This window comes from Siphonobacter sp. SORGH_AS_0500 (genome assembly GCF_031453245.1).
GTDB lineage: Bacteria > Bacteroidota > Bacteroidia > Cytophagales > Spirosomataceae > Siphonobacter.
Genome location: NZ_JAVIYT010000001.1, coordinates 178,489 through 202,836, shown reverse-complemented (window position 1 = coordinate 202,836; position 24,348 = coordinate 178,489). Strand labels below are relative to the sequence as shown.

General features: G+C 44.8%; 21 protein-coding genes and 1 pseudogene. 13 read left to right on the top strand and 9 right to left on the bottom strand.

What is annotated here, in order from left to right:
- Positions 1 to 19: 19 nt before the first annotated feature.
- Positions 20 to 1,315: a serine hydroxymethyltransferase gene (glyA, locus tag QE357_RS00935; protein ID WP_106636417.1), complete on the bottom strand. Its 1,296-nt coding sequence runs from the start codon at positions 1,313 to 1,315 to the stop codon at positions 20 to 22.
- A gap of 285 nt (positions 1,316 to 1,600) precedes the next feature.
- Between glyA and QE357_RS00930 the strand changes: the two genes are divergently transcribed.
- A complete protein-coding gene (locus tag QE357_RS00930) occupies positions 1,601 to 2,560 on the top strand; it encodes an MlaD family protein (RefSeq protein WP_106636416.1) in 960 nt (319 codons plus the stop codon).
- 145 nt (positions 2,561 to 2,705) lie between these two features.
- On the opposite strand, the gene rdgB is transcribed toward QE357_RS00930, so the two are convergent.
- Both rdgB and QE357_RS00920 read right to left on the bottom strand, forming a co-directional pair.
- A complete protein-coding gene (rdgB, locus tag QE357_RS00925) occupies positions 2,706 to 3,278 on the bottom strand; it encodes an RdgB/HAM1 family non-canonical purine NTP pyrophosphatase (protein WP_106636415.1) in 573 nt (190 codons plus the stop codon).
- Between the two features lie 358 nt (positions 3,279 to 3,636).
- A complete protein-coding gene (locus QE357_RS00920; protein WP_309705063.1) occupies positions 3,637 to 5,748 on the bottom strand; it encodes a thioredoxin family protein in 2,112 nt (703 codons plus the stop codon).
- A gap of 270 nt (positions 5,749 to 6,018) precedes the next feature.
- Between QE357_RS00920 and QE357_RS00915 the strand changes: the two genes are divergently transcribed.
- From QE357_RS00915 to QE357_RS00905, 3 genes are all read left to right on the top strand, one after another.
- Positions 6,019 to 6,789 carry a TerC family protein gene (locus QE357_RS00915; RefSeq protein WP_106636413.1) on the top strand — a complete coding sequence of 257 codons (771 nt, stop codon included), beginning with the start codon at positions 6,019 to 6,021 and terminating at the stop codon, positions 6,787 to 6,789.
- Positions 6,790 to 6,939: 150 nt separating this feature from the next.
- Positions 6,940 to 8,427: an amino acid permease gene (locus QE357_RS00910; protein WP_309705061.1), complete on the top strand. Its 1,488-nt coding sequence runs from the start codon at positions 6,940 to 6,942 to the stop codon at positions 8,425 to 8,427.
- A gap of 228 nt (positions 8,428 to 8,655) precedes the next feature.
- On the top strand, positions 8,656 to 9,291 hold the full coding sequence (locus QE357_RS00905; RefSeq protein ID WP_106636411.1) for a thioredoxin family protein: 636 nt from the start codon (positions 8,656 to 8,658) through the stop codon (positions 9,289 to 9,291).
- 75 nt (positions 9,292 to 9,366) lie between these two features.
- On the opposite strand, the gene QE357_RS00900 is transcribed toward QE357_RS00905, so the two are convergent.
- Positions 9,367 to 10,284 carry a DUF2167 domain-containing protein gene (locus QE357_RS00900; protein WP_309705058.1) on the bottom strand — a complete coding sequence of 306 codons (918 nt, stop codon included), beginning with the start codon at positions 10,282 to 10,284 and terminating at the stop codon, positions 9,367 to 9,369.
- A 153-nt stretch (positions 10,285 to 10,437) separates the two neighbouring features.
- A complete protein-coding gene (locus QE357_RS00895; RefSeq protein ID WP_309705055.1) occupies positions 10,438 to 11,157 on the bottom strand; it encodes an outer membrane beta-barrel protein in 720 nt (239 codons plus the stop codon).
- Between the two features lie 169 nt (positions 11,158 to 11,326).
- Between QE357_RS00895 and QE357_RS00890 the strand changes: the two genes are divergently transcribed.
- Both QE357_RS00890 and QE357_RS00885 read left to right on the top strand, forming a co-directional pair.
- Positions 11,327 to 11,911, top strand: coding sequence for a 5-formyltetrahydrofolate cyclo-ligase (locus tag QE357_RS00890; protein ID WP_309705053.1), 585 nt, complete (start codon positions 11,327 to 11,329; stop codon positions 11,909 to 11,911).
- Positions 11,912 to 12,232: 321 nt separating this feature from the next.
- Positions 12,233 to 13,226, top strand: a pseudogene (locus QE357_RS00885) (aspartate-semialdehyde dehydrogenase).
- Between the two features lie 27 nt (positions 13,227 to 13,253).
- Here QE357_RS00885 and QE357_RS00880 read toward each other — a convergent pair.
- Entirely contained in the window at positions 13,254 to 14,180 is a 927-nt protein-coding gene (locus tag QE357_RS00880; protein ID WP_309705051.1) for a hypothetical protein, read from the bottom strand.
- Between the two features lie 211 nt (positions 14,181 to 14,391).
- Here QE357_RS00880 and uvrB point away from each other — a divergent pair, with 211 nt between their 5' ends.
- Positions 14,392 to 16,407: an excinuclease ABC subunit UvrB gene (uvrB, locus tag QE357_RS00875; RefSeq protein ID WP_307141687.1), complete on the top strand. Its 2,016-nt coding sequence runs from the start codon at positions 14,392 to 14,394 to the stop codon at positions 16,405 to 16,407.
- A 60-nt stretch (positions 16,408 to 16,467) separates the two neighbouring features.
- Here the strand turns inward: uvrB and QE357_RS00870 are convergent, their stop codons facing one another.
- The gene (locus QE357_RS00870; RefSeq protein WP_309705048.1) at positions 16,468 to 16,884 is read right to left on the bottom strand and encodes a helix-turn-helix domain-containing protein; all 417 of its coding nucleotides are present in this window, start codon (positions 16,882 to 16,884) and stop codon (positions 16,468 to 16,470) included.
- Between the two features lie 99 nt (positions 16,885 to 16,983).
- Here QE357_RS00870 and QE357_RS00865 point away from each other — a divergent pair, with 99 nt between their 5' ends.
- Positions 16,984 to 17,628 carry an NAD(P)-dependent oxidoreductase gene (locus QE357_RS00865; protein ID WP_106636404.1) on the top strand — a complete coding sequence of 215 codons (645 nt, stop codon included), beginning with the start codon at positions 16,984 to 16,986 and terminating at the stop codon, positions 17,626 to 17,628.
- Between the two features lie 235 nt (positions 17,629 to 17,863).
- Here QE357_RS00865 and QE357_RS00860 read toward each other — a convergent pair whose 3' ends face one another.
- Both QE357_RS00860 and QE357_RS00855 read right to left on the bottom strand, forming a co-directional pair.
- Complete coding sequence (locus tag QE357_RS00860; protein ID WP_157830286.1) at positions 17,864 to 18,016, bottom strand: hypothetical protein; 153 nt, start codon at positions 18,014 to 18,016, stop codon at positions 17,864 to 17,866.
- Positions 18,017 to 18,072: 56 nt separating this feature from the next.
- Positions 18,073 to 18,678 (bottom strand): hypothetical protein, encoded by a 606-nt coding sequence (locus QE357_RS00855; protein WP_309705046.1) that lies wholly within the window; start codon positions 18,676 to 18,678, stop codon positions 18,073 to 18,075.
- Positions 18,679 to 18,942: 264 nt separating this feature from the next.
- Between QE357_RS00855 and QE357_RS00850 the strand changes: the two genes are divergently transcribed.
- The 5 genes from QE357_RS00850 (at position 18,943) to QE357_RS00830 (ending at position 24,171) form a co-directional block, all read left to right on the top strand.
- On the top strand, positions 18,943 to 19,542 hold the full coding sequence (locus QE357_RS00850; RefSeq protein ID WP_307141682.1) for an RNA polymerase sigma factor: 600 nt from the start codon (positions 18,943 to 18,945) through the stop codon (positions 19,540 to 19,542).
- A complete protein-coding gene (locus tag QE357_RS00845) occupies positions 19,539 to 21,146 on the top strand; it encodes a hypothetical protein (RefSeq protein ID WP_309705044.1) in 1,608 nt (535 codons plus the stop codon). The genes QE357_RS00850 and QE357_RS00845 overlap by 4 nt, the downstream gene beginning before the upstream one ends.
- Positions 21,147 to 21,270: 124 nt before the next feature.
- The gene (locus QE357_RS00840) at positions 21,271 to 22,425 is read left to right on the top strand and encodes a glycoside hydrolase family 172 protein (protein WP_309705042.1); all 1,155 of its coding nucleotides are present in this window, start codon (positions 21,271 to 21,273) and stop codon (positions 22,423 to 22,425) included.
- A 31-nt stretch (positions 22,426 to 22,456) separates the two neighbouring features.
- Positions 22,457 to 23,572 carry a VCBS repeat-containing protein gene (locus QE357_RS00835; protein WP_309705040.1) on the top strand — a complete coding sequence of 372 codons (1,116 nt, stop codon included), beginning with the start codon at positions 22,457 to 22,459 and terminating at the stop codon, positions 23,570 to 23,572.
- A 131-nt stretch (positions 23,573 to 23,703) separates the two neighbouring features.
- Positions 23,704 to 24,171 carry a hypothetical protein gene (locus QE357_RS00830; RefSeq protein ID WP_309705039.1) on the top strand — a complete coding sequence of 156 codons (468 nt, stop codon included), beginning with the start codon at positions 23,704 to 23,706 and terminating at the stop codon, positions 24,169 to 24,171.
- The last annotated feature ends 177 nt before the right edge of the window (positions 24,172 to 24,348 follow it).

The following is a 24,348-nucleotide window of genomic DNA, read 5'->3' as shown; positions in this document are numbered from 1 at the left end:
CAACCTTATAATTATTTAATTAGCGGTACAGCGGGAAGTTTTCAGTCCAGGCATTTACCTTTTTCTTCACTTCTGCGATGTAGCTTTCATTTTCGTTGTGCGTTAACACGTCGTCAATCCACTCTACAATTTGTAACATATCATTCTCTTTCAGACCACGTGTCGTCATAGCAGCCGTTCCTACCCGCATACCGGAAGTAACGAAGGGAGACTTATCGTCAAAAGGAACCATGTTTTTGTTCACCGTGATGTCAGCTTTGATCAGCGTGTTTTCAGCTAATTTACCTGTCCAGCCTTTGGGGCGGAGGTCAATAAGCATCAGGTGGTTATCCGTTCCGCCAGAGCTGATTTGATACCCTTTATCGATGAAGGCCTGAGCCATTACCTGAGCGTTTTTCTTTACCTGAATGGCATATTCGCCGAATTCTTCCGTCAGAGCTTCACCGAATGCTACGGCTTTAGCCGCAATCACGTGTTCCAGCGGGCCACCTTGCGTGCCGGGGAATACGGCAGAATCCAGCAGGCTGGTCATAGTACGGATGTCCCCTTTAGGCGTGGTAATACCGAAAGGATTTTCGAAATCTTTACCCACCAGAATCAAACCACCACGAGGACCACGCAGCGTTTTGTGCGTCGTTGTCGTTACGATGTGGCAGTGTTCCATGGGGTTATTCAACAACCCTTTGGCAATCAGAGCCGAAGGGTGAGAAATATCCGCTAATAATAAAGCTCCGATTTGATCAGCGATGGCACGCAGACGAACGTAGTCCCAGTCACGAGAATAGGCTGAAGCACCGCAAATCAGCAGGCGGGGACGCTCACGTAAAGCGATTTCTTCTACTTTATCCCAATCGATCAGACCCGTTTCCTGTTCTACACCGTAGAAGAAAGGCTGGAAATATTTACCCGAGAAGTTTACAGGAGAACCGTGTGAAAGGTGACCCCCGTGAGCCAGACTGAAACCGAGGATTTTATCACCAGGGTTCAGGAATGACAGAAAAACGGCTGCGTTTGCCTGAGCTCCCGAGTGAGGCTGAACGTTTGCCCAGCTAGCTCCGAATAATTCTTTCGCCCGGTCAATAGCCAGTTGTTCCACTTGGTCAACCACTTCGCATCCGCCGTAATAACGTTTACCGGGAAGACCTTCAGCGTATTTATTCGTTAATACACTGCCTTGAGCTTCCATCACTTGCTTAGACGTGAAGTTTTCAGAAGCGATCAATTCAATGCCATATTCCTGGCGATGAGCTTCTTTCTCAATGAGATCGAAAAGTTGGGTGTCGCGTTCAATGCGGGAAGCGGTAACCGTTGACATGGCTATAAAGCAGGTTTATGTAAATGGTAGATTTTTTCGCTAAATTAATCTGATTGTCAGTTTATTGGCTTTCCAGAAATGGCCTAACTAACACAGAAAGACAAAGGTACACCGGAAACCTAAGCTTGCCAAATCCTAAGGTCTGGCTCAGTGTTTTTAGAATCCTATTCTGCAATTTCCCGGTTATGGGCTACTTTTGGGAGTTTTCTGTCTAGATAGTCAGTATCGCATACCAATACCTTCTGCCTGAGTACTGACTATTGTTCAATGAACATTTGAAAAGCCATGTCAAAAGAAATAAAAGTTGGAATAATGACCCTGGTTTCAGGGCTTGTCTTGTACTTCGGATTCAACTTTCTGAAAGGGTCCGATCTGTTTTCCAGTTCCCGAGATTATTATGTGCTGTATGATAGTGTAGATGGACTAACCTCCTCCAATCAGATTATGCTCAATGGCGTAGCGGTAGGTCGAGTTAAAGAAACCCGTATTCTCACGGAACATAATAATAAAATCCTGGTAACCCTCACGCTGGACCAAGACATTCCCCTCACTACCAACACGGTAGCCCTGTTAGGTGATAACGGGCTCATTGGGGGAAAAGTAATTCAATTGCAAATTGGCAAAGGCTCGGCCATCGCTGCTGGCGATACACTTAAAGGAAATAAACAGGCGGGCTTAACGGCGGCTTTACAGGATAAAGCTTTGCCCATTATGACTGACGCGGATTCACTGATTCGTAATCTGAATGTAGTCGTTTCTCGTTTCAAGCAAACGGGCGACGTGCTGAATCAGTTACTGGCTAATGTGGATGAAACCGGGCTGGCTCTGCGGGCTACGATCAATGAAAACCGCAAAAACCTGACGGGTATTACTACCAACCTGAGTAAGTTATCTGCTCAACTGGTAGAAACGGAAAAAAGCATTAAGCCCATTATGGCCAAGGCAAATACCTTCACGGATTCGCTGAATGCCCTTCGTTTAGGTCAGACCGTAGCAAAAGCGAACCAGACCGTAGCTGAATTACAGGCCATGTTACAGGCGTTGAAAGAAGGTCAGGGAACCGCTGGAAAACTATTGAAGGATGATCAGTTATACACCAACATGAATCAGTCGATTCGGGATTTGGATAAACTGCTCGTTGACCTTCGCCAGCAACCCAAACGTTACGTTCATTTCTCTGTTTTTGGAGGAGGGAAGAAAGGCAAAAAAGCCGCTGGCGATACGCTGGGGAATGGGGAGAAATAGTTGTTAGTTGATCTGTAGTTAATAGAATAGCCTTTAGAAGGTCGCTGCCAGCAGAAAAGCTGGCAGCTTTTTTATGAGGTAACCTGAAGTAAAGAACTAATTCACACCATGCTACCAGCGAAAAAGCTGCCAGCGATACCTTATCTCACACAGTCGTCAAAAACTCTACCATTTTCGTGACTGCTCGGGTGCGGTGGTTGATGGCGTTTTTTTCTTCCATGGTCATTTCACCAAAACTACGATCAAAACCTTCGGGCTGAAAAATAGGGTCGTATCCAAAGCCGTGATCGCCACGGGGAGCCTCTAGTATGGTTCCTTCCACGATTCCTTCAAACTGATAAATCTCTTCTTGAATAATCAGCGTGATAACCGTACGAAAACGAGCTGAGCGATCAGTAACTCCTTCCAACTGAGTTAATACCTTCTGCATATTCGCCTGAGCATCTCGTGAACCCGAATAAAAAGCGGAGTCCACACCGGGTTCGCCATTCAAAGCCGTAATCTCTAGTCCGGTATCATCGCCGAAACAATCAACATTGTAGTAATCAGCGAGGTACTTGGTTTTTTGGAGTGAATTGGCTTCCAGCGTCCGTCCGGTTTCGGGAAGTTCTTCGGTACAATCAATATCAGCTAACGTTTTTAATTCAAAGCTAGAGCCTAAAAAAGTCTGAATTTCGTCCAGCTTATGACGGTTATTGGTTGCGACGACTAGTTGCATCTTTCAGAGTTTGAGTTTCAAGGTTTTGAGTTGGATGTTGTATCCTACTGATTGTTCTCAAAACCTTCTTTTTAGATTCAAAGGTAAATCGGCTGTCATTAAAGAAACATAAAGGGCTGGCTAAAATTTACGTTCGTTAGACTTTAGGGCACAAGTTTAAGTTGTCATCTTGAACAAAGAGAAAGACCTTACTTGTGAATGTAAGCGGAGTCTGAAGAAGGCGAGTTATGTTCAATTCCCGATAAGTTCCTTCGTTTCGCTATGGAAGCCAGACTTGGGGACAAATTCAAACCCCAGGTCTGGCTTCATTACTCCAGAAAGAAAAAAGCCATCCTGTTAAAGGGATGGCTTTTCATCATTACTTCTGCTGACTGAATTTTGCTTTTCCTTCGTCGAGATAGCTGATAAACTTCTCCACGTTAGGCTCGTAAGCAACCGCTTTTACCAGTGGTGTTGCATCATTATCTGGGTCGATTAACACGTATAGGGGCTGGGCGTTGAAGTTATACTTTGAAATTTCAAAGTCCAGGTTCTGATCGCCGATGGCGGTTTTGGGTTTGCCGTCCACTTTCGAAACATAATGTTCACTTTCGGGAAGCTCGGTTTTGTCATCCACGTACAGCGAAATGATGATGTAATCTTCGCGTAAACGTTTCAGTACTTCCGGCTGACTCCAAACCGTTTCTTCCATCTTCCGGCAATTCACGCAACCGTGACCCGTAAAGTCAATAAAGACAGGTTTGCCCACCTGTTTTGCATAGGCAATGCCTTCTTTGTAATCAAAGAAACCTTCCAGTCCGTGGGGTAACTTCAGAAAATCGGCGTACTTCCGTCCCGCCGGTAAGGTGCTGCCTGTTCCCAGTTGTGCAGTAGGAGCATTGTGATGCAGGTTAAATTCCTGCGAAGTTTCGGGAGGTAATAAACCCGAGAGTGGCTTTAGCGGAGCTCCGAATAAGCCGGGAATCAGATAGACCACAAAGGAGAAAATTACAATGGCGAACAACGTACGGGGAATCGAAACGCGATCTACCGGGCTATCGTGAGACATTAATACTTTGCCCAATAGATTGAAGCCCATCAGAGCAAAAATGACAATCCAGAGGGAGAGATATACTTCACGGTTCAGTAAGCCCCAGTGATAGGTTTGATCGGGAACACTCAGGAATTTTAACGCAATAGCTAACTCCAGAAAACCTAACTGAACTTTCAACGTGTTTAGCCAGCCACCCGACTTAGGCATGGTTTTCAAAAAGCTCGGAATAAAGGCTGCAATCACGAAAGGTAAGGCGAAGGCCGTACCGAAACTGATGTTTAGTAAAGCCGAATCCCAGATACTGCCTTTGGCCGCCAGAATGGCTGCTGTACCCACAATCGGAGCCGTACACGAAAATGAAACCAGAGCCTGAGCAAAAGCCATAAAGAAAATACCACCCCAACCACCTTTATCGGCCTGAGCGTCTACTTTATTCACAAAGGCACTGGGTAAATTCAGCTCGAAAGCTCCGAGGAACGACAGGGAAAAGAGAACGAAAATCAGGAAAATAAATACGTTGGGAATCCAGTGCGTACTGATAAAATTCACAAATCCGCTACCAAAGACGGCGGAAATCAGCGTTCCGAAAAAAGCGAAAATCAGAATGATCGAGACACCATAGAACAAGGCTTTTGTCATGCCTTCCATCCGCGAATCAACGCGTTTGGTAAACATGGCCACCGTCATCGGAATCATAGGATAGACGCAGGGCATTGCTACTGCCGCTAACCCCGCTAGAAAGGCTAATACAACATCGCCGAAGCCAACCCCACTTTTCTGATCTTTTGCCTCTTCTGGAGTTACAGCGGCCTCCGTTACTGGTGCCCATCCCGTCGCTATAGTATCCGTATCTTCCGTGGTTGGTGCAACTACTGTGGAGGTGGCCGTATCAGCAGGCGTGCTGGTTACAGCGGGCGTTTTTGCTTCTTCGGTTTTGGGAGCTTCCGTAACGGGCGTTGCCGCCGCAATTACTTTTAGTTTGGTTAGATTAAAATCACCATCATTAATGGGAATGCATAAGCCATCGTCCTGGCAAACCTGACCGCCAATGTTTCCTTCAATTTTAGCTCCTTCTTTCAGAATCTTGACGGTCTGGCGAAAGGCAGGCTTCCCTTCAAAAAAGCGAACTTTCCCGTCGAAGATTTCGTCCATTTTTTCAATGGGCTTACTCGTCGTGCGGAATTTGCCTACGGTTTCGTACGCATCACTTTTCTTCAACTTGATTACCGTTGGCAGAGGTCCCACGTCGGGATCCTGATCGGGAGAGAAGATATGCCATCCGCTGTTTACATCAACTTCTACAATCACGTCTACCGTTTCGCCCACCTTAACTTCGTTTTTGGAAAGGGAGAACTTCAGGGCGTAAGGCTTGACCACCTGGGCCTGAGCCGCGATGGCCGTCCATACCCAGAGAGATAATACTAGTAACTTTTTCATGAATGTTGAATGAGTCGAGGACGATGAATGGGGAAAACCAATGAGCAGATTCCTCCGTCCTGCGTCATCTATGCACTGATATTAGTCGGCAACGCAAAATAAATCAGGATAGTTTAGTTTTTGAAAAGGAAGTGTGTTAATCCTGCTTATCCAACGATTTATAGTAAATAATTGCCGGAGGATCGCATTAAAATGAAGCTTTTAGCCCTCCATGCCTTAAATTTGCTGGGTATGGGCCTATACTCTCCCAATTTTCTTTGATAAATCAGAATGGATTTTCTACACCAAATACTCGGGAATGACTTGGAAGCCGCCGGCTTTGTTATCCTGAATTTGATCCTGATTGAAAGTTTACTGTCCGTAGATAACGCCGCTGTATTGGCTACGATGGTCATGGACCTATCGCCTGAACAGCGTAACAAAGCTCTGAAATACGGTATTATTGGTGCTTATTTATTTCGGGGGCTTTGTCTGCTGGCGGCTACCTGGCTCGTAAAAATCTGGTGGCTAAAACCCATCGGCGGAATTTATCTGCTGTATCTCTGTTTCAGCTACTTTTTCAAAGGCTCTCAGCCCGAAGAAGAGCACGAAATCCAGAAAAAAGATTCCTGGTTTTACCGGAATACCATTGGTTTGCTTGGCAAGTTCTGGGCAACCGTTGCTCTGGTCGAAGTGATGGATCTGGCCTTTTCCATTGACAACGTTTTTGCCGCCGTTGCTTTCACCGATAATATCTATCTGATCTGCACAGGCGTCTTCATCGGAATTCTGGCGATGCGTTTTGTGGCTCAGTCTTTCGTGAAACTCATGGAGAAATTTCCTTTTCTGGAAGGAGTTGCTTTTCTGGTCATTGGGCTTTTAGGATTGAAGCTCATGTCTTCCGCGGCGTGTCATTTCTTCAAGGAAACCGCCATTTGTACGTTTCTGGAGGGCGAAGAAGCGGACTTGTACGTATCCATTGCAACGGTCGTTCTTTTTGTCGTGCCCGTTTTAGGGTCACTTCTTTTCAATGTCCCGAAACGGCATATAACAGAAGATTGATCCAGTTTCATTTCTTGAATAGCTTCAGTTAAAAAAGCAGACACGTTTGCGGTAACGCTCTGTTTTTTTGCATATTTGAAGAATAATATTTTGCCGCTTCATTGATAACCTAGACAACATTTTAAATTTTACTCCTAACGGAACATTTGTATGGCGAACATTTGGGTAAAGAAGCCCCTGAAACAGTTACTAAACGAGGCGGAAGCCACAGGTGAAGGCTCATTAAAACGAACACTTACCGCTGGAAACCTGATTGCTCTGGGGATTGGAGCGATCATCGGGGCGGGTCTTTTCGTACGTACGGCTGCCGCCGCTGCTGATAGTGCCGGTCCTTCTGTAACGATTTCTTTCATTCTGGCCGCTGTGGGTTGTGCCCTGGCTGGTTTATGCTACGCTGAATTTGCTTCCATGATCCCCATCGCGGGTTCTGCTTATACGTATTCGTATGCAACTATGGGTGAGTTTGTAGCCTGGACCATTGGTTGGGATTTAGTATTAGAGTACGCTTTGGGTGCTGCAACGGTTTCCATTGCCTGGTCCGAATATCTGAACAAGCTTCTGGCCACGATCTTTGGGACTGAGATCCCTTATCAGTGGTGTCATTCACCCTTTCAGGTTTCAGAGTTGGGTACGCATGGAATTATGAATATTCCGGCCGTATTTATTCTCTTCTGTATAACCTTGTTGTTAATCCGTGGCGTTCAGGAATCAGCGACCGTTAATGCAGTTATCGTTGTCCTGAAAGTAGCGATCGTCATTCTCTTTATTGCTCTGGGCTGGCAGTACATTAACCCTGCCAACCACATGCCTTACATTCCTGAAGCAACGCGAGTGACTGATTCCGCAGGTGTAACCCGAGACTTTGGTGGGTTCTGGGGAATTGTGGGCGGTGCAGGTACTGTATTCTTCGCTTTCATTGGTTTTGATGCCGTTTCAACCGCAGCTCAGGAAGCGAAAAATCCTAGCCGTGACATGCCGATTGGTATCCTCGTTTCGCTCGTGATTTGTACCATTCTTTATATTCTTTTTGGTCACGTATTAACGGGAATTGCTAACTATACGGAATTCCGTACGGCAGGTAAAGAAGCATCGGTGGTGTATGCTATTCAGAAATATATGCACGATTACCAGTGGTTAGGCACTTTGATCACCGTGGCTATTCTGGCAGGTTTCTCATCCGTAATTCTGGTGATGTTGTTAGGTCAGTCTCGGGTGTTCTATTCAATGGCAAACGATGGTCTGGTACCTAAAGTATTCAGCCAGTTACACCCTAAATTCCGCACGCCTTACCGTTCGAATATGTTGTTTTTCGTTTTCGTAGGTATTTTCGCTGCCTTCGTTCCTGGTGACGTGGTAGGTGATATGACCAGTATTGGTACATTATTCGCGTTCGTTCTGGTATCACTCGGCGTGGTAATCATGCGTAAAACGGATCCAAATGTACCTCGTCCCTTCAGAACACCTTTCTCACCCGTAGTGCCTATTTTGGGTGCAGTTACCTGTCTGTTAATGATCTATGGACTAGGTCAGGAAAACTGGCTTCGTCTGATCGTATGGATGGCCCTGGGTCTGGTGATCTATTTTGGTTATAGCGTTCGTCGGAGTAAACTTCAACGTCCCGGAGCTGGTGAAGAATAAGCACTTCTTACAGCTATGATATACCTTAAAGGGCGGCTCTGCATCCAGAGCCGCCCTTTTATATTTGTCTTTGATAATCATATAGTTTTACGGCAGGTAATAAATAAATATTCACGAGTATTCGTTATTAACCGATTGAGGAATAATCTTGTGAAAGAAAAATAAATCCGCCAGAGCCGTCTTATCTAATCCGGGAAGTACAAAGCTCAAAAATTATTACCGACTACTATGAATACGAGAATTTATAGAACCTGCCTCTGCCTCTGGATAGGTCTGCTAGCCTGGAGTACGCTGAAGGCTGCCGATCATCCGACTGATCAGCGGGGATATAATATTGGAGAAACCGTTGCCAATTTCGTGCTGAAAAATGTAGATGGCCGAATGTTGGGTCTGTCCGAATTTAGGGCCAGCAAAGGAGTCATTGTGGTATTCACAACGAATCACTGCCCCTACGCGAAAGCCTATGAAGACCGCATTATTGCTCTGGACGCCAAGTACAAATCGCAGGGTTTTCCGGTATTGGCCATTAATCCCAATGATCCTTCGGCTTATGAAGAAGATTCCTATGAAAACATGAAGGTAAGAGCCAATGCCAAGCGTTACCCCTTTCCGTATCTGTTTGATGATACCCAGAAAGTGGCAAAGAACTTTGGAGCGAGTCGTACGCCTCAGGTTTATATTCTGGTTCGGGAAGGCGATAAATTTACCGTTCAGTACATGGGTGCTCTGGATGATAATTCACAGGACCCCTCTGGCGTAACCCGGAGATATGTAGAAGATGCCGTTAATAACCTCATTCAGGGTAAACCCGTCATGTTGAACGTAACCAAATCGGTGGGTTGTGCGATTCAGTGGAAGGAATGATAACGAAGAATAGATTTACTAGTTAAATAAAAGAGCTCGGTCCTACCGAGCTCTTTTATTTAAAAGTGGTTGTAACTAAGCTTCAGTTGAAGAGGTCGGATCTTCTTCAATTTCTGGAACCAGTTCTTCTTTTTTACGACCTAAGAAGAATCTCTTTATAACTCCCCAGCCCGCGGCAATAGCTACGATGATGGCTTTCCAAAACTTCAATATCAGTGCTAGGAATCCTACTTTAGTCAGAATCTTACCTGCTACCAAACTTCCAATGGTCCAGGCCGCAACATTATCCACATCGGGAAGATAGTCAGCGTATGTACTGCCGGGATTAAAAGTAATACTGCCTAAAACTTTATCGATATTTGCTTTTACTTCAGGAAGCTCACTCATAGACGCAACAGCATTAAGCATGAAAATTCCTTTTCTTCCTAAAATTCGAAGATTATAGTTTAACGTATGTTCATCACTATCTCCAAATTTCAAGTCCTTAGCCCAGTGAAGTACTTTTTTATTACTATCATAATAAGGTGCAGAAGCCCATTTAACTAACTCGAATGGGGGATAACCCTGCTTAATTCTTTCAGGATTAGCCTCGTCAATTTCTTCCTGTTGTTCTTTTAAAAGATCATCGTAATTGATGTCCTGGGCATCATCGTCTTTGACATAACCCATAGCATCATAGCTAATGGTAAAGACCCAGCTTTTTTCTCCTAAGACACCGTGATTGACAGGAACAAGTAATCCCAGAATAGATTCATCGGCTGGATTACCCCATAAGTCCGTTAAGACATACTGGCTTTGTTTCTTGTCGAGAAATTGAAAGCCTGCCGGAACCGTGAGCGTAGCATTGCCTTCTTCCAGCTTAATAACACCAGTCTGATAGCGAAGAGATTTTTCAATTTTTTCATGTTCAAGCTTTAAGCTATCTAGATTTTGAGCTTGAAGAGATGATAACGCGAATAGTAATAAAGATAGAAAAAGGAATAATTTTCTCATGGACAAGGTTAGTTGTGGAGATTAATATTTTAATTGATTATGGACTTTGTAAATATATAAATATTACGAATTAATTTAAATGTTAATCGGGCTTTTAAAAGCAACGATTTATCGCTTTTAAAAGCCCGATTAAGAGGGAAGTATGGAACTATATTATAAACGAATTCCAAAATTAATTGCACTCATTTCGGGACCTTTATTGGTTTGGAAAACATTATTTAAATCATATTGAACAAAGAAGGAACCCGCTTTGCGGAAGGCAATGTCAAGAGCTACGCCGTAACGTATGTTATTCATGTAAAAGCGACCATGATCGCGACTTTTGTTACCATCCTGATCTTTGATTTTCGTGTAACTGTCCAGTCTCATACCCGCATAACCCCCGAAACTAACCTGAGAAACCACTCCTTCGCGGAACACTACTGTGGGCATTACTGGAATATTAAGGTAAGCGGCAGTTAATTTACTTTTCTGTAGAGGACGACCCGCTTCGGGGAAAGTAACCTGTCCATTGGCCGCATTAACTACGTTGTTTTCCTGAAACATGAAGTTATTCCAACTAACTTCCACGCCCGTTTTCAACGCGAAGGCGGCTTTGTTGCCTTTGTATAAGCGAAAACGGTGAGAAGAACCGATGGATACGAAGCGACTTCCCAGTGGACGAAGGTCATAGCCTGAGATGCCATTCGAGTTTTTCACGTTCAGAGCATTGAGTCCGAAAGAGAAATCCATACCGTGGGTCACAGCAGGAATCCAGCTTAATACCTTAACTGGTTTGGTAGGTAAGGTGGGTAACGTATCCGCAGGGGCTTGTCCAAAAGCTACCGAAGCAAAGGTGGATAAAGCGGTGATGGCAATTAAGGAGCGTTTCATGGCTATGTCTATTTAGAAGGTTCTTTTAACAGGAATTCTTTACTTTCGAATTCAATTAGCAGATGTGCAAGCCTGGAAGAAGGTAAATGATATCAGTAGTAATGGTCAATAAGCGGGAAGAAAGGTTGAAATCGCAGATAAGAATGGCTTGAGACCGAAAAACAGCGTTATGACTAAAGCAGAACTACGAAAAGAATTCCGTCAGAAACGGCAGGGATTAACCGATGAGGAACTAGTTATCCACAGTCAGGCGATTGCTCAACATTTAATTCTTTCGTCGCTGGTAACCTCTATTCACACCTTACACGTTTTTTTACCCATTCGAAAGAAGAAAGAGGTGGATATGTATGAAGTTATCCACAGAGTTCAAGAGAGTTATCCACAGATTAATATAGTGGTTTCACGTTCTAATCCAGATACCCGACGGTTAACCCATTATTTACTAACCGAGACCACCGAAATTGTGGAAAACCAATGGGGAATTCCTGAGCCCGTCCCAGGAACTTCGCCGGAAATTGCGGATGCTGAAATTGATGCAGTCCTGATTCCGTTAATGGCTTTCGATCTGGCTGGAAATCGGGTAGGGTACGGCATGGGCTTTTACGATCGGTTTTTATCCCGTTGTCGGCAGGAGGTTCAGAAGATTGGCGTTTCATTTTTCGAGCCGGTACCACTCATTACGGATATTACCTCAGATGATGTGCCTTTAACGGCCTGCATTACTCCGCAGGAGATTTGGCATTTTATGCACTGAGCTAGCCTTTGTTTGGGAATACTTTTCAAAAGAAAAATAAAAAAACAGGGTAACTGTTTTTCAATCGCCGAGAAACCCCTTACTTTGCGGCCAATTCGACAATTCGTCACAGTGAACACAAAGAAAATTAAATAGAACATTCGGAGTGAGCGGGGCCTCGACCCTCGTTTGCCAGAATTGTTTTGTCGGTTTTCTCTCCTTCACGGTGACGAATTTTTTTATGTCCATACCTCAACACTGGTACGAAAGTTGCTGTTGAATATGAGCATATTACGAAAACAAGAGTCTATTTATTCACTATAATTTCTTCGTTACAAAACAATGAAAGTTGCTGTAGTTGGAGCCACCGGCCTCGTGGGTGGTGAGATGTTAAAAGTATTGGAAGAACGTAACTTCCCCATCACCGAACTCATTCCGGTCGTCTTCTGAGCGTTCTGTGGGTAAAAAAGTAAGCTTCAAGGGACAGGAATATACCGTAGTTAGTTTTGAAGATGCCATTGCTGCTAAACCAGCAATCGCCATTTTCTCAGCGGGCGGTAGCACTTCTCTGGAGCTGGCTCCCAAGTTTGCAGAAGCAGGCATTTTTGTAATTGATAACTCTTCAGCCTGGCGGATGGACCCTACGAAAAAACTCGTAGTACCCGAAATCAACGCTCACACGCTGACGAAAGAAGATAAAATCATTGCAAACCCCAACTGTTCAACGATTCAGATGGTGGTGGTGTTGAACCCGCTGCATCAGCAATATAAAATCAAACGCGTAGTCGTTTCGACGTATCAGTCTGTAACAGGTACGGGTAAAGCGGCGGTCGACCAGTTATTTGCCGAGCGTAAAGGCGATGATACGGTGAAAAAAGTATATCCTCACCCCATCGACCTGAACGTACTTCCTCACATCGACGTATTCCTGGATAACGGCTATACGAAAGAGGAAATGAAAATGGTGAATGAAACCAAGAAAATCATGGGGGATGAAACCATCGCGGTAACGGCTACTACGGTACGTATTCCTACGATTGGGGGTCACTCAGAGGCAGTTAACATCGAATTTGAAAACGACTTCGATCTGGAAGAAGTACGGGCTATTCTGGAAAAAGCTCCCGGTGTAGTGGTTCAGGATGATCCGAAAAATCAGGTATATCCGATGCCATTAACGGCTCACGGCAAAGATGAAACCTTCGTGGGTCGCATCCGTCGGGACGAATCTCAGCCGAACACCCTGAACTTATGGATCGTAGCTGACAACCTGCGTAAAGGAGCAGCCACGAACGCCGTTCAGATCGCTGAATATCTGAATACAAATGAGTTAGTATAAAGTTATTACTAATGAAGAAAGAGCGGGCTAGTAATTACTGGCTCGCTTTTTCTTTGTTCGAAATTCTCCTAGTCGATAAATATAACCGAACTGGATAGCGGGCTTTCGGGCGTTATTACCTATTGTACAAGATGCCAAATGCCTTTCAACCTGAAAGGCCAGCATGATATTTGAAGTATTAAACCATTGAGGGCCGGTATAATCTTTCGTAATGGTTTTTCCCCAGGTAGCTTTTAGAATCATAGCTCCTTCGTTGTCGGGGAAATGATTGAAAACCAATTCACTCGATAAAGCCAACGTTGTTAACCCTCGGGAAGAAGCAACGATCCAGTTATCCGTATATTCTCTTGAGCCTAAGCCTACGTAACGAGAGTGATAAATGGTCTTGTTAGGTATTTTCTGGCGAATATCATACAATGAGCCATATTCCTGACTGTAAGCCCATTCAATTCCTAGGTACCGCCAATTGACATTTTTTCCCCCGCCAATACATGCATTTAGGTGAGCACTACCCCTCATGCCCCAACCGTAAAAGTGATACGTTCCCGCGTATTGACTGAATAATCTCCCATAGCTGGGGCTAGATGTATGACTCGTGGTATCGTATTCTGAAAAGGTATAAGGACCAATGGCATACGTTCCAATAAAGCCAAAAGTTCCGTAAGAGATACTTGCATTTCTCCAGCTATGAGCTCTGCTTACTTGTGCTAACCCAAATTTATAGCCATTTTTTGATGCGTTAGTAGCTCTATTGTAACCATCGCCCACGGTATAAACGCCACCCACATACCACGCTGAATGAACACCGCTGTCTTTAGGAGCGAAGGGTTTAGGTTGATAAATCAGATCATGAGCATGAAGTCCAGCTCCGAGTCGGTAATTACGTACCGTTTGGCAGCTAGTCAAATATACCGTCACAATACAGAAAAAGCAGAAGTAGTAAAGGTATTTCATAAGGATAGGTGCAGGGTAACTAATGGATTACATCAACTACGCGAAAGACCCCAAGTTTTTTCAAAAAGTTGGAATGGAAAGGCTTTTTTAAGCGTTACTGTCTGGATGGCCCGAATCGTATCTTTCTGACCATTTTTTAGTAGTTTCACTCATTCGAAAAGGGCTGATTGTCCTTTCGATTTTTTTGTGTAAAGAAGCTGAACCGAACGCCATGAATTTTGAATTAACCTCTGAATATCAGCCCACGGGCGACCAGCCCAAAGCCATTCAGCAGCTCGTTGAAGGAATTAACCGAAATGAACCGGCTCAGGTCTTGCTGGGGGTAACCGGCTCGGGTAAAACCTTTACGGTAGCTAATGTTATTAAAGAAATTAACCGTCCGACGCTGATTCTCAGCCATAACAAAACGCTGGCGGCTCAATTGTACGGCGAGTTCAAGCAGTTCTTCCCCAATAATGCCGTCGAGTACTTCATCAGTTACTACGATTACTACCAGCCCGAGGCGTATATCGCCACGACGAATACGTACATCGAGAAAGATCTTGCCATTAATCAGGAAATCGACAAACTTCGACTTTCAGCCACTTCAGCGTTGATGTCTGGTCGGCGGGATGTGATTGTGGTGGCTTCGGTTTCGTGTATCTACGGTATGGGTAACCCCGACGAATTCCGTAAGAGCATTATGCGGGTGGGGGTCGGAGAGTTATACTCTCGAAACCAGTTCCTGTATCGCCTGGTTGAGATTTTATATTCGAGAACGGAAGCCGATTTCGCCCGGGGAACGTTCCGGGTGAAAGGGGACACCGTTGATGTTCACTTACCCTATGCAGAGTTTGGGTATCGTTTCATCTTTTTTGGGGATGAAATCGAAGCCATTCATCGGATTGATCCGGCATCGGGTAAGAAGATTGGCGAAGAAAACCGCGTAGCCATTTTCCCGGCCAATCTGTTTGTAACGGGTCGCGATACGCTGGCCCGGGCCATGCACGAAATTCAGGATGATCTGGTGGAACAGATCAAATTTTTCGAAAAAGAACTGCGTTTGCAGGAAGCCGACCGAATTAAGCAACGGACGGAATTCGACATGGAAATGATGCGGGAGTTAGGGTATTGCTCGGGTATTGAGAACTATTCCCGTTATTTTGATAACCGATTACCCGGCCAGCGACCTTTCTGCCTGCTGGACTTTTTCCCCGAAGATTACCTCATGGTGATTGACGAAAGTCACGTAACCGTTCCGCAGATTCGGGCGATGTGGGGCGGTGACCGTTCGCGTAAGGAAGCTCTGGTTGATTATGGGTTCCGCTTACCTAGTGCTCTGGATAACCGTCCTTTGACTTTCCAGGAATTCGAAAGTATGGCCTTACAAACGCTCTACGTTTCTGCTACGCCCGCTGATTATGAATTACGCCGGAGCGAAGGGGTTGTTGTTGAACAAATCATTCGCCCAACGGGTCTATTAGATCCGGAAATTGAAGTTCGCCCCAGCATTAACCAGATTGATGATTTACTGGATGAAATTCATGATCGCATTAAACGCGAGGAGCGGGTGCTGGTAACCACTCTGACCAAGCGAATGGCCGAAGAGCTTTCCAAGTACCTGGATCGGGTAGGCGTGAAGTGCCGGTATATTCACTCGGAAGTAAAAACGCTCGAACGGGTCGAAATTTTGCGGGAGTTACGTTTGGGTATCTTTGATGTACTGGTGGGGGTTAACCTCCTGCGGGAAGGCTTGGATTTACCGGAAGTTTCGCTGGTTGCGATTATGGATGCTGATAAAGAAGGGTTCCTGCGGGATATTCGTTCACTGATTCAGACGATTGGTCGGGCAGCCCGGAATGATCGCGGTAAGGTATTGATGTACGCCGACCGCATTACGGGATCCATGGAAAAAGCCATTAGTGAAACGGCTCGTCGCCGGGCCTTACAAATGGAGTATAACGCCGATAATGGGATAACTCCGAGAACGGTACGTAAATCGAAAGACGTAATTCTGGAACAAACCAGCATTGCGGATGTCATGGGTAAGCCCTCTCGAAATTATTATGTGGAACCTCAGGAGATATCGCTGGCTGCCGACCCTGTGATGGCCTATATGGATAAAGATGCTATTAACGAACGCATCAAACAGGTGCAGAAAGAAATGGAGCAGGCCGCTAAAGAACTCGACTTTATGAATGCTGCCAAGCTTCGGGATGAAATGCTGAGTTTGAAGAAGATGTTGTAGTTATTGGTAGCCTATTGACTGCCCGAAAGTTCTAAAACTTTCGGGCATTTTTTTGATAGACTAATTCTCCGAGTATTTCTGCCGAGCCTTCACAATCTCTGCCTTGTACATATTGGCCCATTCGGCGAGGTCAATCATTCGTTGCAGCAGACTTCTACCTAAAGCAGTCAACTGATATTCCACCCGAGGCGGAACTTCGGCATACACCTGCCGTTGAACCAGCCCGTCTTCTTCCAGACTTCTCAAGGTAACGGTCAGCATTCGTTGGGAAACGTCACCAATCTGAGCCTTTAACTCATTAAAACGCAGCGTTCCGGCATTGCCTAAGTGGATAATCGTTAGGAATGACCACTTATCCCCAATCCGGTCAAGAATGCCACGAATGGGGCAGACGCCGAGTCCATCGGTGTTACTGAAAATTTTTTCTATTTTTTCCTGAACCGGATTTTCCTGAGTATCAACAATAGTTACTTCCATGTGCCTTAGTTATCGAAAAATGCCTTCTTGTAAGGCTTAAACCATTGATTTACTTTTGAGTTATTAAAAGTAACCAAGGAAACAAAAATAACTAATAAAATGAAAATTGCACTCATTGGAGCTACTGGATTTGTAGGAACTGCCGTTTTAAACGAAGCTTTAAACCGCGGTCATGAAGTAACGGCCATCGCTCGGAATACCGATAAAATCACGAATACGTCCGAATTTCTAACGGTGAAAGCGGGTGATGTTCAGACCAAAGAAGAAGTAAAATCACTGGTAGCAGGTCATGATGCCGTTGTGAGTTCTTACAACGCGGGCTGGACTAACCCAAACCTGTACGAGGATTTTCTCAAAGGATCACAAGCCATCCTGGACGGAACGAAAGAAGCGGGCGTTTCGCGTCTGATCGTTGTGGGAGGGGCCGGAAGTTTGTATGCTGCTCCAGGAGTGCAATTAGTAGATACGCCTCAATTTCCCGCAGAATGGAAAGCCGGAGCTACTTCTGCCCGTGACTTTCTGAATGTAATTAAAAAAGAATCAACGATTGACTGGACGTTTCTAAGCCCAGCCATCGAACTCGTTCCTGGCGAACGTACAGGAAAATATCGTACGGAATTGGAAAGCCCCGTTTTCGATGAAAAAGGCAAAAGCCGAATCTCAGTAGAAGACCTGGCTGTAGCTATTGTGGATGAATTAGAAAAACCACAATTTGTACAAAAACGCTTTACGATTGGATACTAACAGGAAATACAAGGTTATTACCCAAATAAAGCCTGAAATCTACAGTCCGTCGAAGAAGCCTTTGCAGTCACTAAAGTCACGTTACCTTTGAATTGACAATAAGGACAAGTGGCGACTTGAGTCTTATAAGGTACATATTTAGTAACGTGACACCAAGGCGGTGGAGTCACATGATCTACATTAACCCCACATTCCTTTTAGGAGCGTGGGGTTTCTTTTTGATGCCTCCACCGCTCTACAGAATAGCGTATGCTATGAGAATAGTCATACTCATTACTACCATTTCAATCAGCCACTCCGAAAGGGGTAACGTTGAGTTTTCGGCTTCCTTCCAGTCTTGAGTCTGTTCTTTGGTTGCCTTGGGTTTGCTTTCCAGTAATGATTCCATGAGAGCGGGAGTTATGCGTGAATGAAAAACCCGGTAGGTTCTCTACCGGGTAACTATTAATGACGTTTCTTCGGACGAGCTTCTTTCGCGAGTTCTTCCACGAAAGTTCCGCTTGCGTCAAAACGTAATACTTTGATAGAGTTACCACTTTTAATGGCTACGAAATAGACGCCATCTGCATTTTTACCTGCTTTCTCAAGCGTAGCACCGGCGTAATGGGCAGTGATATAAGTAGTAATGCTGGTGGGTAAATCAGCCAGAGCCACTTCCGTAAGTTTCGCCTGCTTCTGGTAATGACTTAATTCCTGAACGAAGACTCCTGCAGCAGTAAATAGTAATGCTTTGGGCTTATTATCTACTGTAATACCCACAATCAGATTACCTTTTTCGTCGCTGGCGGCCAGTTTAATCGTTGCGGTTGGGTAAGTCTGCTGAATGTACGTGGTAATAGCTGAAGACAAAGTCGAAATATCAACTGCCGTTAGTTTTCCTTTGCATTTCTGTTTGGTAACCGAGTCCGCAGCAACGGCAACCCGGGCAGCCGAAAGTGTCATCACTTCCGCCGCTTCTTCCGTTGACGTAGAGGTCGCTAGGTCTTCACGATTACAACTCATCAGGCAAGTCCCGATCAGTATTACTAAAGCAATCCAATAGTTTTTCATAAGTTATTATGGGGTAAAATGTGTTTGATAGCGAATACGCAGGTTTTCGGAACTGCGTTGCAAAGCCTCGAAATAGATTTATTTTTTTAATGAAAATTAAATCAGACAAGAGAGTAATCATCTGTCAATCAGATATATTAGCAGACGAATCGCCACAGTTTAGTAGCAGCTTGAGTAAGGGCAGTAAAAAAGTTTGTGGTGGCCTGCAACGCCAGGGGCTAGGGCTGCGTAAAGGCATAACAAAGGACCTTAACCACGATCATTTTGTTTTTCCGGAAAAAATCATCCTTTTCTGATGATGACCTCGAAGGGGTCATTCAGGCCTGCTTGTTGGAAGACCAGCGGGCCCAGCGGGTGCTTTTCCAGCAGTTTTTCAGTTATGCCAAAAGTATTTGTCTGAGGTATTCTTCAAATGTGGAAGAGGCGGAAGAGATTTTAAATGAGGGGTTCTTTAAGGTATTTAAAAGCCTGCCTAATTACGATACACAATTACCTTTCAAGGCTTGGTTACGTACGATAATGGTTAATTCTGCGATTAGTCATTTCCGTAAAAATCAGAAATTTCATAGTGAAATTGGTTTTGAAGCCATCACTGAACCGGCTTTGGACGAAGGAATTGTGGATCAGATTTCCGCAGAAGAAATATTAGAACTGGTTCAGCAGTTACGTCCCATTTACCGATCTATTTTTCTCATGCACGTCGTGGATGGGTATCAGTTAAGGGAAATTGCTGATCAGCTAAATGTAAAGGAAGGAACCGTACGCTCACACTTTGCCCGAGCCCGCGTGATTCTTCAGCAAATGGTTATGGAATCCTATCCTGATGTGGTACAAAAAAACTGGGGGAATACGTCTTTGCCATGAAAACGGATCGTTTCAATGAAGCCATCCGACGAAAGTTGGAAGGGATTGAGCCTCCTTTCGAAGAAAAGGATTGGTCTGCATTCCAGGCTTTTTCCAAGCAGCAGATGCCCGTCTCGTGGTGGGCCAAAACCGGAGCCAAATGGGTTGGCTACGGAGCTTCCGGTTTGGTAGCTTCCGTCTTGATTATTACCAACATTATTCAATATCAGCAGAATAAAGAGTTAAAACAGACGGTTGCCCAATTGCAGCAGGAAGTAAAGCAGCAAGCCGCTCAAACGCGAGTACCCGAATCTTATACTCTTCAAACCCCTTCGAATGAATCAACTTTACCTCATCCTTCCGTTGAGAAACTAACTCCATCGGGTTCTTCAGTGGAAAATTATCCGGCAGAAGAAGCATTGGTGATTGACAAGTTGGAAAAAACGGAAGCTGTTACTTCAACTGAAAAGCGAAGTGCTTCCGTACAAAAATCACAACGTCCAATCATAGAAGCTGAGAAAAATGAATCTGTCGCGATTGCTGAAGATCGGCTTTCAGTAATTAGGAAAGGTACTATTTCTACGGAAGTAAAAAGTAACGTAACGGAAGAACGGGTTATTAAAGAGTCAGATACTGAACCTCGCTATACCAATCAAGAGCTTATTCAGGAACGTAAAAGCGTCAGGGCTGGCTCTAATCAGTTCAGTAATGAACGTTTTGCTAGTCCTAAAGATAAGCGTAGCCATTCAGGTAACTCGAAGAAACGAGCAGTTGGAGAAACGTCTTCGGAGGAGCTAAACGCTAGTTTGGTAGAGGCTCAGAATCGATCAGCCGTTGAAGTTTTGTCAGCCGTTACTACTAAAACATTAGCCCCCAAACTATCCTTTGAAGCTTTTCCGGGTGGGGTGCCAGTGTTCGCCAAAATTCCGGTCAAACGTAAGTTCTACAATTGGGCGGCGGGTTCTTCTTCCTCTACGGTAACTTCCGAAAAAGTAGCGAAAGCTCCTAAAATTCGTCTACCCAAAGAGAATAGCATTAATGTTCGGGCGGGAGTTGGTTTGGATCTTGAAAAAAATTACGTTGGAAAATCCTTAGTAGCGGGGGTAAATTTCGGCAAGCACTGGGGACTTTCATTAGGGTTGAGTAAAGGAGTCATTCAGGGTCAGCAGTATAAAGACGAGCGGGTATTTATGGAACGAAATCGATTTGATTTCAAGAGACGATATGTTCCTCATATTCCACCCATTCCGATTTTTGTGGTCAAGAATATTTCTACGGAAGCAGAGGTTGTTCGAATGCCCGTAGCCGTGAATTATCGGGTCCCCTTGCAAAAATCCTGGACATTCTATGCTTCGGCGGGAACAACGTTTGATCTGAAAGTAGAAGAGAAATTTAAGTTTGACCTCGAAAAATGGAATAATAACCCCATTAGAGATCAAGTGATTGCCAAACCCTGGCAAGCTTCTGTTTTCAATAACGTGAATGCGGGTGTGGGAATTGAAAAGCAATGGAATCATTTGGTTGTGCAGGCTGAAACATACCTGGCTCCAAATCTGAAAGAATGCTCTTTCCGGCAGGAAAAAGCCCCCGCTGGTTTGCGAATCAGAGCCTTATATCAATTCTGAAAATAGATTTTTGTGAATATAACCGTGAGCCCTCTGTTTTTCAGAGGGCTCTTTTTGTGAATTTACCTTAATAAAAGTGGGGGAATTCCGATCTTTCGCTCGTAACCTCTTTCTAATTACCACTATGAAATATTTATTACTCGGAAGCCTGATGCTGAGCTTCCTTTCTTCGCATGCTCAAACCAAACCCTGGAATGGCCTTGATGTAGGGCTTTCCAATATCTACCGCCTTTCCAATGCCCAAACCCGCTCCATCAGTCCGGAAAATTTTACGGGAGAACGCGGCAAAGGCGGTATGGCCGATACTTCTGATTATCGGGAGAATCAGTCTAATGCTCGTCGGGAAGCCCGCGATTTGGGGAAGGGCTGGAAAGTAAATCCTTTTATAAAAATAAAACCAAAGCAAACCTTTACGCTGGCCGAAATCTCGGGTTCCGGGCAAATTCAGCACATCTGGATGACACCAACGGGTAACTGGCGATACAGCATTCTTCGATTTTATTGGGATGGTGAAAAAACGCCCTCGGTTGAGGTACCCGTAGGAGATTTCTTTGGAATGGGTTGGGGCGAATACGCTCCATTGAATTCGTTGGCTGTTACCGTAAATCCCGGTAGTGCTTTCAATTGTTATTGGCCCATGCCATTTCGAAAAAAATGTCGCATTACAATGGAGAACCTCGACGAGCACGAAATGCGGCTGTATTATCAGGTTGACTATACTTTGACTGAAGTACCGGAAGATGCGGCTTATTTCCATGCTCAATTTCGCAGAGCCAATGGTCATGATCCTAAGCAGGCTATTACCCTTGTTGACGGCATCAAGGGAAAAGGCCATTACGTTGGAACGTACCTGGCCTGGGGTGTGCATAATACGGGCTGGTGGGGAGAAGGGGAGATAAAGTTCTTTATGGATGGTGACAAAGACTATCCTACCATTGCGGGCACAGGAACGGAAGATTACTTCTGCGGCAGTTATAATTTTGACCGGGGAGGAAAATACGTAGAATTTTCTACGCCTTACGCGGGCTTGCCGCAGGTAATCCGCCCTGACGGGACGTATCGTTCTCAGCAACGATTCGGACTCTACCGCTGGCACTTACTAGACCCTATTCGTTTTGAAAAAGACCTGAAAGTAACCATTCAGGATCTGGGCTGGCGAAGTGAAGGACGTTACCTGCAACAACGTTCGGATGTAGCCAGTACGATTTTTTGGTATCAAACAGAACCACACGCAGCTTTCCCGACACTTCCCGGAAAAGATAGCCTGGAGGTTAACTAGCAGCGTATTTGATTCACCAACTAATTCAATTATGAAAACCATTTATGGAGGCCTGCTTGTGCTTGTCGTAATGGTGGCATATCCTGACAAAGGAAAATTTCGCCAGCAGAAAATCAGCGACGAACGCTACGAGTCGGTGGGGGTATTTGATGTAAATGGAGATAAAAAACCAGATCTGATTTCGGGTGCCTGGTGGTATGAAGGACCGAATTTCAAAAAACGGCATCGGATAGGAGAGGTAAAAGCTCAGGGGGAATATTACGATGATTTTTCAACCATTCCATTGGATGTAAATCGAGACGGTCGAATGGATTTTATCACTGGCGGCTGGTGGGGAAATACCGTTCGCTGGCGTGAGAATCCCGGCCATTCTTCCAAGGAATGGCCTGAGCATGTCATTGACAGTTGTGGAAATGTAGAAACCACCCGAGCTTGGGATATCGATGGTGACGGCGTGCCCGAAATTGTCCCTAATACCCCTAATAATCCGTTGCGAGTATACCGCCTTGAAAAAGGAAAAAAAGGAACATTCAAGGCTTACACCTTACATCCGATCCAGGGGCATGGTCTGGGTTTTGGCGATGTAAACGGCGATGGCCGGGGCGACTTTGTGTTGGCTGATGGCTGGCTAGAGGCACCCGAGAAACCCTTTGAGGAGCCCTGGATTTTTCACGGTGAACTGAATTTAGGCCAGGCAAGCATCCCGATTTTGGTAGTCGATGTGAATGGGGATGGAAAAAACGACCTCATTGCTGGGCAGGCTCACGATTACGGTTTGTTCTGGTACGAACATAAAAAAGACGGCAATCGGATTGTCTGGGAGAAACGAACCATAGATACGGAGAACTCCCAGTATCACGAAATGCATTGGCGGGACATTGATGGGGATGGAAAACCAGAGCTAATCACAGGCAAGCGTTACCGGGCTCATAATGACAATGATGCCGGAGCAGCTGACTCCTACGGAATCTATTACTTCACGTGGAACGGTCAGAAATTTGAAAAAAACATCATTACCTATGGACCTGCCGGAGAAACCAAAGGAACCGGGATTTATATGGTTGTACAGGATTTAGATAAAGACGGTTATCCCGAATTAATTACTGCGGGAAAAGACGGGCTGAGCATTTTCTGGAACGAGCGATGAGCAACATTTTTCATTTTAATCACTTCGGGTATTTGGTGATTTAACGGCTGGGCTGTTTGTTTGCCTGCTCATTAACGAACATTCCAGCTCATCCTTTCCCGTGAGCCTACTATTTTAACGAAGCAAACGAAATGGAATCTCTTTACCCCGCCTTTCTTACCATTCACTCCTGGCTCCGCTGGGTAGTGTTGGTACTGGCTATTCTGGCATTAATTCGGGCAGCACGTGGCCTGTCCTCTCATAGTCTGTATACCGATGCCGATCGCAAAACAGGTCTGTTTTTTATGATTTCCTGCGATGTCCAGTTATTGGTAGGATTAATCCTGTACTTTGTTCTGAGTCCTTTATATGGCATCAAAGCATTCCAGATTGAAGGGATCAACCCGATGAAGGATACGACGATCCGTTATTTCGCAGTTGAGCACATTTTTGTCATGATTGTTGCCATTGCATTGGTGCACGTAGGGTATAGCAAAGCCAAAAAAGCGACCTCTGACGCGGTAAAGCATAAAAGCTCATTGATCTTCTTCGGCATTGCTTTGATCCTCATGCTTAGCCGTATTCCCTGGAACCGTCTGTCTCTGGGTAATGAAGGATAATGTATAGAAATAAAGAACGCTCCTAGAAAAGCGTTTACTTTCTGTGAAGAAGCCTGTTACCTGCTAAAGGTGGCAGGCTTTTTTTTAAGAAAATTTTTTAAAAACAAAGTTCGACCGATTCATTTCAATCCCTATATTAGCATTATATGCAAATAATTATTTGCATAATACTATTCG

Coding starts and splice junctions, on each gene's coding strand:
- QE357_RS00855 (WP_309705046.1), bottom strand. CDS start 18,678: ATGAAAAACTATTGGATTGCTTTAGTAATACTGATCGGGACTTGCCTG.
- QE357_RS00890 (WP_309705053.1), top strand. CDS start 11,327: ATGACTAAAGCAGAACTACGAAAAGAATTCCGTCAGAAACGGCAGGGA.
- QE357_RS00920 (WP_309705063.1), bottom strand. CDS start 5,748: ATGAAAAAGTTACTAGTATTATCTCTCTGGGTATGGACGGCCATCGCG.
- QE357_RS00905 (WP_106636411.1), top strand. CDS start 8,656: ATGAATACGAGAATTTATAGAACCTGCCTCTGCCTCTGGATAGGTCTG.
- QE357_RS00840 (WP_309705042.1), top strand. CDS start 21,271: ATGAAATATTTATTACTCGGAAGCCTGATGCTGAGCTTCCTTTCTTCG.
- QE357_RS00845 (WP_309705044.1), top strand. CDS start 19,539: ATGAAAACGGATCGTTTCAATGAAGCCATCCGACGAAAGTTGGAAGGG.
- QE357_RS00830 (WP_309705039.1), top strand. CDS start 23,704: ATGGAATCTCTTTACCCCGCCTTTCTTACCATTCACTCCTGGCTCCGC.
- QE357_RS00860 (WP_157830286.1), bottom strand. CDS start 18,016: ATGGAATCATTACTGGAAAGCAAACCCAAGGCAACCAAAGAACAGACT.
- QE357_RS00880 (WP_309705051.1), bottom strand. CDS start 14,180: ATGAAATACCTTTACTACTTCTGCTTTTTCTGTATTGTGACGGTATAT.
- QE357_RS00900 (WP_309705058.1), bottom strand. CDS start 10,284: ATGAGAAAATTATTCCTTTTTCTATCTTTATTACTATTCGCGTTATCA.
- QE357_RS00895 (WP_309705055.1), bottom strand. CDS start 11,157: ATGAAACGCTCCTTAATTGCCATCACCGCTTTATCCACCTTTGCTTCG.
- uvrB (WP_307141687.1), top strand. CDS start 14,392: ATGAATTTTGAATTAACCTCTGAATATCAGCCCACGGGCGACCAGCCC.
- QE357_RS00910 (WP_309705061.1), top strand. CDS start 6,940: ATGGCGAACATTTGGGTAAAGAAGCCCCTGAAACAGTTACTAAACGAG.
- QE357_RS00930 (WP_106636416.1), top strand. CDS start 1,601: ATGTCAAAAGAAATAAAAGTTGGAATAATGACCCTGGTTTCAGGGCTT.
- QE357_RS00835 (WP_309705040.1), top strand. CDS start 22,457: ATGAAAACCATTTATGGAGGCCTGCTTGTGCTTGTCGTAATGGTGGCA.
- QE357_RS00870 (WP_309705048.1), bottom strand. CDS start 16,884: ATGGAAGTAACTATTGTTGATACTCAGGAAAATCCGGTTCAGGAAAAA.
- QE357_RS00865 (WP_106636404.1), top strand. CDS start 16,984: ATGAAAATTGCACTCATTGGAGCTACTGGATTTGTAGGAACTGCCGTT.
- glyA (WP_106636417.1), bottom strand. CDS start 1,315: ATGTCAACGGTTACCGCTTCCCGCATTGAACGCGACACCCAACTTTTC.
- rdgB (WP_106636415.1), bottom strand. CDS start 3,278: ATGCAACTAGTCGTCGCAACCAATAACCGTCATAAGCTGGACGAAATT.
- QE357_RS00915 (WP_106636413.1), top strand. CDS start 6,019: ATGGATTTTCTACACCAAATACTCGGGAATGACTTGGAAGCCGCCGGC.